At 34.6% G+C, this 8,164-nt stretch carries 8 protein-coding genes, 1 pseudogene and 1 riboswitch; of the genes and pseudogenes, 2 read left to right on the forward strand and 7 right to left on the reverse strand.

What is annotated here, in order from left to right; all coding sequences use genetic code 11:
• Positions 1–423: pseudogene (locus tag ACJ2A9_RS23275) on the reverse strand (IS4 family transposase); the annotation flags it as partial.
• A 471-nt stretch (positions 424–894) separates the two neighbouring features.
• Positions 895–2,211: a TolC family protein gene (locus ACJ2A9_RS23280; RefSeq protein ID WP_441424084.1), complete on the reverse strand. Its 1,317-nt coding sequence runs from the start codon at positions 2,209–2,211 to the stop codon at positions 895–897.
• A gap of 431 nt (positions 2,212–2,642) precedes the next feature.
• Here ACJ2A9_RS23280 and ACJ2A9_RS23285 point away from each other — a divergent pair, with 431 nt between their 5' ends.
• Positions 2,643–3,218 (forward strand): hypothetical protein, encoded by a 576-nt coding sequence (locus tag ACJ2A9_RS23285; RefSeq protein WP_441424085.1) that lies wholly within the window; start codon positions 2,643–2,645, stop codon positions 3,216–3,218.
• Entirely contained in the window at positions 3,163–4,092 is a 930-nt protein-coding gene (locus ACJ2A9_RS23290) for a copper amine oxidase N-terminal domain-containing protein (protein WP_441424086.1), read from the forward strand. Before ACJ2A9_RS23285 ends, ACJ2A9_RS23290 begins: the two co-directional genes overlap by 56 nt.
• A gap of 218 nt (positions 4,093–4,310) precedes the next feature.
• Here the strand turns inward: ACJ2A9_RS23290 and ACJ2A9_RS23295 are convergent, their stop codons facing one another.
• From ACJ2A9_RS23295 to ACJ2A9_RS23315, 5 genes are all read right to left on the reverse strand, one after another.
• On the reverse strand, positions 4,311–5,198 hold the full coding sequence (locus ACJ2A9_RS23295; protein ID WP_441424087.1) for a stalk domain-containing protein: 888 nt from the start codon (positions 5,196–5,198) through the stop codon (positions 4,311–4,313).
• Positions 5,199–5,227: 29 nt separating this feature from the next.
• A riboswitch (cyclic di-GMP riboswitch) is annotated at positions 5,228–5,311 on the reverse strand.
• A 441-nt stretch (positions 5,312–5,752) separates the two neighbouring features.
• Positions 5,753–6,439: a carboxypeptidase regulatory-like domain-containing protein gene (locus ACJ2A9_RS23300; RefSeq protein ID WP_441424088.1), complete on the reverse strand. Its 687-nt coding sequence runs from the start codon at positions 6,437–6,439 to the stop codon at positions 5,753–5,755.
• Positions 6,440–6,584: 145 nt separating this feature from the next.
• A complete protein-coding gene (locus tag ACJ2A9_RS23305) occupies positions 6,585–6,722 on the reverse strand; it encodes a hypothetical protein (protein ID WP_441424089.1) in 138 nt (45 codons plus the stop codon).
• Between the two features lie 421 nt (positions 6,723–7,143).
• Positions 7,144–7,281 (reverse strand): hypothetical protein, encoded by a 138-nt coding sequence (locus ACJ2A9_RS23310; RefSeq protein ID WP_441424090.1) that lies wholly within the window; start codon positions 7,279–7,281, stop codon positions 7,144–7,146.
• A complete protein-coding gene (locus ACJ2A9_RS23315) occupies positions 7,268–7,810 on the reverse strand; it encodes a JAB domain-containing protein (protein WP_441424091.1) in 543 nt (180 codons plus the stop codon). Before ACJ2A9_RS23315 ends, ACJ2A9_RS23310 begins: the two co-directional genes overlap by 14 nt.
• Positions 7,811–8,164 lie beyond the last annotated feature (354 nt).

Raw genomic sequence — 8,164 nt, forward strand, 5'->3', positions numbered from 1 at the left:
AGCCCAATCGCATAAATTTTCGGGTAGCCTAATTTCAGTTGAATCCACAATATTTAAACGGCCAATTCCGTTTGGAATTCCACTACAACCATCTGTAAGGTACTTTATTTTTGCCACTACTTTTATAAACAATTTTTGTACCCACTCAGTTGGTAAATCATTAATACGGCGACTTAACTGTGAACCACTTATATCTGTTATTCCAATTGCTTTACGAAGTTTTGGGTAGGCTCTTAATTTTTCTTCCATGTGTTCGTAAGAACTCCATTGATCTAACTGTGCAGCTACAAAAATCTTTAGTAGAGATTTTGTTGAAAGCTTTGTTTTACCATAATCTATTAGAGGACAGTCAAAATCCTCTGTTGGAAGAAGGGATAAGCATTGACAAAATAGCATTTCTCGGCCTATACTTTTATTACTCAAAGTGAAAACTCCTATGTAGAAGACTTGTTTGTTTAAGGGAACAAAACAAGGTCAACAACTTCTACAATAGGAGTTTTTTTCTTGTGTGTAAATACTTATTTTTGAAAATATAGGATTATTTTAAAGTCATGCAAGGCCAGTGGGACTGGAACCCATATTACATACTAGGCACCTATATCAAGAAAGACGGAAAGAGCAGTAGCCATTCGTACCCTACTCTTTTATATTTTTATAGACAAAGAAAAAAAGCATCTTTCAAAAGAGAGATGCTTTTTTTGATACCTCAACCAAGGTCTTAGTTCCTCTATATAGAAGGAGATTTTTTCTTAACATCATCTTACCATTTTATAGCTAGAGAACCAAGATATTTTACTAGAAATTTCATAGAATTGATGATTTCTAATAAATATGTCAATTCCATCTCGTTATAGGATAAAATCCCCAACCCGCACTTAGTCACTGCCTAGCTATTTATTGAAAAAATCCCTTTTTCATTGCCTCAATTAATTGAAGCATCATAAAGTAATTCTTTTCTGCCATCGCCACTTCAAATTGAGCTTGTTCAACTTCGATAAATGCTTTCTCATAATCATGTTTAGAAACCAAGCCTAAACGATATTGGGTCGCTAAATCCTGAATATCCTGCTTCACATATTCAAGGTTTCGCTTAGCGTCTTCATATGAGTCGATTGCATCGTCTAAATCATAATAAAGCGTATCAATCTTCTTCTCTAAATCCTTCTCCAGTTGCTTGATTTGTTCTTCAGCAATTTTGACATTGTATCTATGCTGTTCTCTTTCATAGTATGCGGAGGTATTGTCATAATTGTACTGTGCCAAATAAAGATTCTGATCGGCAATTTGCATTTGGAAAGAGTCATGAATAAGAGTTTCATATTTCTTTGGTTTTTGAAGTTCTTTTACCTTAACCGTAACTGGTTTCAGTTTCATATTTGCTTGGTATTGGTATGGTATCCCCAAATCAAACGTGAACTTTGCTAATTCAAATTGAAAATCTCTAATGGTCTTGTCATGCTCTTTCTTTCTCGTTTCAATTTCACGATTCAATTTTCTTACATCGCTTACTGAAGCAAGACCAACTCTTTGGTGCGTTTCAAGAGCTTTCAGTTCTTTATTTAAAAGATCCAATGATTGTTGACTCAGTTTGAGCTGCTCTTCAATCATGAGAAGATTGATATAATTTGAGGTTACCATGACCTTGATACCCTCTTTAGCTTCTTCACGCTGGATAGTTGATTTTGTCTGTTCAATCTCAAGTTGCTTGATTCCCTTTGCATATTGATCGAGCTGCGTCTCTAATGCTTCACGTTGTTTTATGAGGGCACTCTTTTGTTCGTTATATACTGTAAGAGCATTTTCTAACGGTTCGAGTTCCTTTAAAGCATCTTCTTTTTCCTTACTATCTTCATCTCCATATTCGGTTTCAATATCACTGACTCTTTGCAGATAGTCTCTTAAAGCATCATTATAATCATTGTCTATTTTATCAATCTCATCACGAAGTTCTCTTATATCCCCCTGCACTGAATCTCGGTCACTTCTAGTCTGCTCCTTCTGATTCTTTAGCACTTCCCATTGATATTGTAATAATAGTAGATTACTATTATCCTCTTCTGCTTTCTCCAGTACAAACTTTAATGAGAGATCAAATCCCTCTTCTACCGATTGTTGATGACTGACATTATTGCTATCAGCATATACTGCAAGTGAAAACGGATTAAATACTAGTAGTCCAGCCAAACTCAATGTTGTTATGTACTTCTTCATATTTCTCACTCCAATGCTCTAACTAGCTAAATTTTTGTTTTTTGATTCTATTATATTTACAGCCACTGCATTTGATTAAAAGCGAAATCTAATACATATAAAAATGAATCTCTAACCTATTTTACTACATTCTTCCTTAATAACAAATACTTTAAGCTAGACATAGTTGGTTTCCTTCCTAGTAAATTTTTCAGCTGAATCCCATCACAAGGGATTGCCTCTTAATGGAATTACAGGAAATTTATTATTCTCCAACTACCTTTCGACATTTATTTTAATTCTTTTTTGATATAGTAAACCGGTAATAAAATACTATGAATCTTTTAAAAAGGAGATAATATCTAAAAAAAATGGGATTTTTGTATGCTAATTTCACTAATAACAACGACTTAATTTAAAAGAAAAAACTACATATCGAAAGGATTGAGAAAATGTCTAAAAAAATAACGGCACTCCTTCTATTTTTCACTTTACTAATCACAGCTACCGGTGCGACTTACGATAATGAAACGTATATTATTTCAGGAATAAAAGAAACAAATACACTAACATCAAGTAAAGATAAACATTGGTACAAATTCGAAACAACTGTTGATAATGGTGATATCTATATCTATTTATCGAATACAACAGCTCCAGTTAGATTCAATGTGTATGATAGCAACAAAAAGCAAATTGTTTGGGGCAACTCTTCTTATTTTAATTCTTTAACTAAGGGGACCTACTATATTGAAGTCTATCCTAGCAGCTGGGGAAACAGTCACTCAAGTGGTTCATATGACCTTCTAGCAACGTACTCAGATGGCAATAGTTCACACAATCCTGCTACACATGAGCCAAATGATACACGGGAAAATGCATTTACACTAACATCAGGCAAAAATATAACATCATCATTACCTTCAAGCTTTGACCGAGATTTTTATAAAATTACGACCACAGCAGATAATGGTGACGTCTATATCTATTTATCTAATACAACGGCCCCTGTTAGATTCAATGTATGACAGTAACAAAAAACAAATTGTCTGGGGCAACTCTTCTTACTTTAAATCTCTAGCAAAGGGTACTTACTATATCGAAGTTTATCCTAGCAGCTGGGGAAATAATTATTCAAACGGATCATATGACCTTTTAGCAACTTTTTCAACAGGTTCTGTGAACCAAGATACTAAAACATTCGAACCAAATGATACTCGTGAAAATGCATATGGTTTAAAATCTGGCCAAACTGTAAAATCAGAATTATCCTCTAGCTTTGATCGAGATTTTTATTCCATCACATTAAATAAAGACGGTTATATTGACCTAAGTTTAAGCAATACATCAGCACCAGCCAGATTTAATGTGTATGACAGCAGCAAAAAACAAATTGTTTGGGGCAACTCCTCTTATTCTAGATCACTATCAAAGGGCACATACTATATCGAAGTTTATCCTAGCAGCTGGGGAAATCAGCATTTAAGCGGAAAATATGAACTCATCGCACGATACCCGAGTGATGACTCTCCAAATAATACAATCGTTATCTACTTAAATAATAAAATCGGTACAGTTAACGGTAATCGAATTACCTTAACTGAAGCACCTTATATTAAGAGCGGAACAACTCTAATACCATTACGTTTTGTCAGTGAACAGCTCGGTGCAGATGTCACATGGAACGGTACGAATCGTTCTATAACCGTTAAATTAGATGGAACAACAATTGTCCTGAGAGAAAACAATCGAAACGTAAAAGTCAATGGTTCTTCTCGCTGGATCGACGTTGCACCTGAAATTATTCGCGGCACGACTTTCGTTCCACTTCGATTTGTAAGTGAACAATTAGGAAAAGACGTCAAATGGAATTCTTCAAACAAAAGTATAGCGATTAAATAAGGTTGGTCGAAAAAGGAATGACATTCGCTATGTCATTCTTTTTTTTACTTGAACCCATAAGTGCCGCACCCGGTACCGAAACCAAATTGCTTTCGGTTAAGTGTGCTTTCTAGGAACAAAATATTACGCGTGAGGTATCTGGTACCAATATTCATTCCAATCTAAAGAAAAAAGAGCTATCGCAACTAGCGATAACTCTCTATAACGGAAAAGGGACTTTAAACTTCGTCTCCATTTTCTCCATCATTGTTAGAATCTTCTGTCGTATCCTCTTCATCTATTTCTACCTCATCTACAATAATGACACTACCCGATTCCGGTTCCCAATCAACAAATGAGTTTAATGCTTCACTTATAAAACGTAGAGGTACAACAGTTCTGGAATTATGAAGGCCTGCTGGTACATCTAATATCATTTCTTTACCATCAATATAAGCGATATTCTCACCGAGGAATAGCTCGATCGTAACACCATCACGTTTAATCGTAACTTTTTGTTCTTCTGCATTCCAATCAACCTCAGCATTTAATGCTTCTGACACGGCACGAATTGGAATTAATGTTCGTCCCGATTTGATAACCGGCGGTACATCAAAGACAGGATGAGTACCATTTACAAAAACTTTCATTCCTTTATTGCCGTTCTTTTTGTCATATAGTTCTCCAAGCCGTTTGTAAGATGCTCGATCTTTTAAATCAATCTTCACAGCTTCAGACTCTAATTCAAAGGCCCCTTCAAGGTCGCCTTCTAGTTCTAGTGTAGATGCATGCTGCTGTATTTCCGCTTTAAGCTGCTGTTTAGCTGCTTGATAGGCTTCTTTCGATTCTCTTTTTAATTCATTAAGTTGTTCTTTCTCTTGTCGATATGTATCACGTATTTCTCGTTGTTCCTCTTTCGCTATTTCTTTATCTTCTTTTTGCTGTTCATTCTTTACTGAACGTTCTGATTGCTCATTGACCCTTTGTTCTGTGCTCGTGTTTTTCTTTTCTTGTCCAGGGTTATCTCCTCCGCCGCGGTTTGCATCCGCAGCCAACGGTTGAGCAAATACTAGCGAAAATCCTAGTAACCCAATTCCTAGTGATCTTAAAACAATTGCCTTTTTCATTACCTAACTCCTCCTTAATTTACAATGGTAACGGCAGCTGGCTGACATAGGCTAAGCCCTTAGTCCCTATAGCTTTGTGCCACTAGATTTCTCTAGTTATACCTTTTAGGAAAATTATAACATACTAGATTATTAAAAATATGTAGATATTCTAATAAATTTGTATATGTGCGCAGCTAGTTGATAATGATCCTTACCGATTACCAACCTTATAAAGCAAAAGAAAAAGTCGATCCATGCTCCTATGTCCCCTATTTAATCCATGAAAAAAGGAGAATAGTTTATTTCGACTACTCTCCGCGTTTTTTCACTTAACAATTTGATCTTTTAACAAGATAAGTATATTAGCAATGTATTCCTCTAATACATTATTTGCTTTATTTTCTCCACCTTTAACAGCTGACATCCTATCAGTGTATTTTGAAGAACCATTGATTGGAAACCAAAATTAAGAAAAAAACTGTGACACAAAATATCTCATTAAACTCCATTCTATCAAACTGTATATCAGTAAAATCCGTTGCTGTCACTAGAAAAAATCATTAAATTTATGTCTAGTCAACTTTAATCTTCTCTTTAAAAATACCATCAGACCAATCAAACCATACCCACACTTCATAATTCCCAGGTGGAAGCTCCTGTTTCAGCTTAATTTTTCCGTTCTTATCAGCTGTTAGAAATAACTTTTCTACTGCTCTAATAGTAGCATCATCTTCAACTTCATAGAAATAAATTTGTAACAGTGAGTTAGAAAAGCCTGAGTATGGTTTTGTAGATAGCTTAACCACGCCCTTATTGACTTGTACCTTAATCACATCTTTTAATAATTTATTTCTGTCTATACTCTTACAATTCAAAATTAACAATTCTTCTTTCTTTATCGAATCCTCTATAGGAATCACTGTAAAGTCCATTTCAATTACATCTCCTGATAAAACAGGATAATCTTTTATATATTGTACTTCGTAACCCTCAGCATATACTTTAAACCAATAAGTTCCCTCTGGTAATTCAATCTCATAAAAACCATTCTGATCAGTATATGTTACAAGTACTTCGCCAGATACTGAAGGGGAAAAGTGTGCATTCTCAATAGGCTCACCTAAGTCATTGGTTATTTTCCCCTTTACGATTGCATCACCTTCTGCAAAAACTTTTTCACCACCGGGTTGTAGAGGTAACAAGATAGCTATTACCATTACCAATATACTAATACCAAAAATCAGTTTTCTCATTTCCATAGTTTTTCCCTCCTTAAGCTATATTAATATTTATCGTTATTACTAATTGTTACTATTTATCACTTTAGTCCATATTGCGCACTTCCATGCGGTTACTAACAACACTAAAAAATGCTTTGCCAAATGATCTAGATGCTAAAATTTTTTAACGGTTACATATTTCTTGTTTTTTATTAAACTCAAAAAGTAACACTCTGTCCTTCCATTTTTGATCTACAGTATTTGCCGTAATATACTTTTTTACTTCATCCAGCGAAAACGTATAGTCTTTATTTTCAATCATTGACTTCCCCTTTTTTCCTAAAAGACAAGTATTTGTTTTATTCGTACAACTAGCAAATCTATATCCTTTAACCCCACTAAACAGGCCTACAGTTTCAATGTTGAACTTAATTTTATGTGTGCAACTTGGACAATATGCAATCAATGAATCTATCTCTCCATTTAGCCATTTCCATTCCCAATGTAAACCAAGAATAATGTCTTTTTATACGTAGTCTGATAGTTTCTTGAAAGAAGCCATATTTTTTGCGTATAAAACCTGGTCTTTTCCATTTTATTTAGTTTTTTTATCTCATCCGTCGCTAAATTTATTGTTATTCCTTTTATAAATTCGCATCGCAAATTAGTTTAAACATTTTTTCTCTAGCCCTTCTTATTTATTAATTAATCTATATACAATTATAACTGATGGAAAAACCTAATCATATAGTTGGAAATACATTAGGGTCTAGCTCATCATGGAACATCGTTACAGCTTCAGAAACGATGTCTGCTCTATTAACTTCAATGTCATGTTCCTTCATCATATGATTTACAAATAATAGTCTAGCTGACTCCATGTCCTATCACTCCCCTTACATTTGTCCTTTTTCTTTTAGTGGAAACAAAACTATTATCGCAGACAATTATATGGTCTAATACGTCAATGCCAATGATTTTACCTGCTTCTACTAAACGCTTCGTGACGTCTACATCTTCCCTTGATGTTGTAGGATCATCTGACGGGTGCACATGACAAACGATGATGGCATTAGAATTAGACAGGATAGTTGACTTGAACACTTCACGACAACTTACAATATTTGCATTCAAACTCCCTATATGAAAAACATTGATGTTCGTTGGTTGATTTTTCGTGTCTAGGCATAGTACGACAAAGTACTCACGATCAACTTGACCTAAAAATTGTTTGAATAGATGGTAAGCGTCTTCTGGACTTGTAATTCTACTTTTCTTGTAAAGTAAACTAGATTCCCTCGCTAACTTCACACACACAATGTTCACTCGCTTCGCTGGCTCTTGCTTCTCCTCCTTCACAACATCAATAAATGGCAACGGTAACTGTTCAGTGTAAACATACTTTCTCATTTCACATTCCTCCTAAAAGAAAAATAGCCCTAATCCCTCGAAAGGAATTAGAGCAGGATAAATTAGAATAACTATTCTACAAATATAATATATGGTTGAATTGTTGGTTGATTCAGTTTTAGAACTAAAAGGGATAGGGAGTTACCGCAGCTGAATACGATAACTCCCCTCTCTAGTAGCTACTTAATGTTAAATCGGGAAATCTCTTCCTCATGAAATACTTATAGTTAAATAAATTTAATCATACCATTTTCTAGGATAAAATCGGAACCTAAACTTAAGGTTTGTAAAGATTCCAATACATCGTCATCTTCTTGGTCTTCGCCTTCTACAATCTTAGCCCCTGTATACAAA

The organism is Anaerobacillus sp. MEB173, from assembly GCF_052119505.1.
GTDB lineage: Bacteria > Bacillota > Bacilli > Bacillales > JBJMAU01 > JBJMAU01.

Bases quoted from the DNA above. Each gene is read 5' to 3' on its own strand.
- ACJ2A9_RS23305 (WP_441424089.1), bottom strand. From the start codon at position 6,722: ATGATTGAAAATAAAGACTATACGTTTTCGCTGGATGAAGTAAAAAAG.
- ACJ2A9_RS23285 (WP_441424085.1), top strand. From the start codon at position 2,643: ATGTCTAAAAAAATAACGGCACTCCTTCTATTTTTCACTTTACTAATC.
- ACJ2A9_RS23310 (WP_441424090.1), bottom strand. From the start codon at position 7,281: ATGGAGTCAGCTAGACTATTATTTGTAAATCATATGATGAAGGAACAT.
- ACJ2A9_RS23295 (WP_441424087.1), bottom strand. From the start codon at position 5,198: ATGAAAAAGGCAATTGTTTTAAGATCACTAGGAATTGGGTTACTAGGA.
- ACJ2A9_RS23300 (WP_441424088.1), bottom strand. From the start codon at position 6,439: ATGGAAATGAGAAAACTGATTTTTGGTATTAGTATATTGGTAATGGTA.
- ACJ2A9_RS23315 (WP_441424091.1), bottom strand. From the start codon at position 7,810: ATGAGAAAGTATGTTTACACTGAACAGTTACCGTTGCCATTTATTGAT.
- ACJ2A9_RS23280 (WP_441424084.1), bottom strand. From the start codon at position 2,211: ATGAAGAAGTACATAACAACATTGAGTTTGGCTGGACTACTAGTATTT.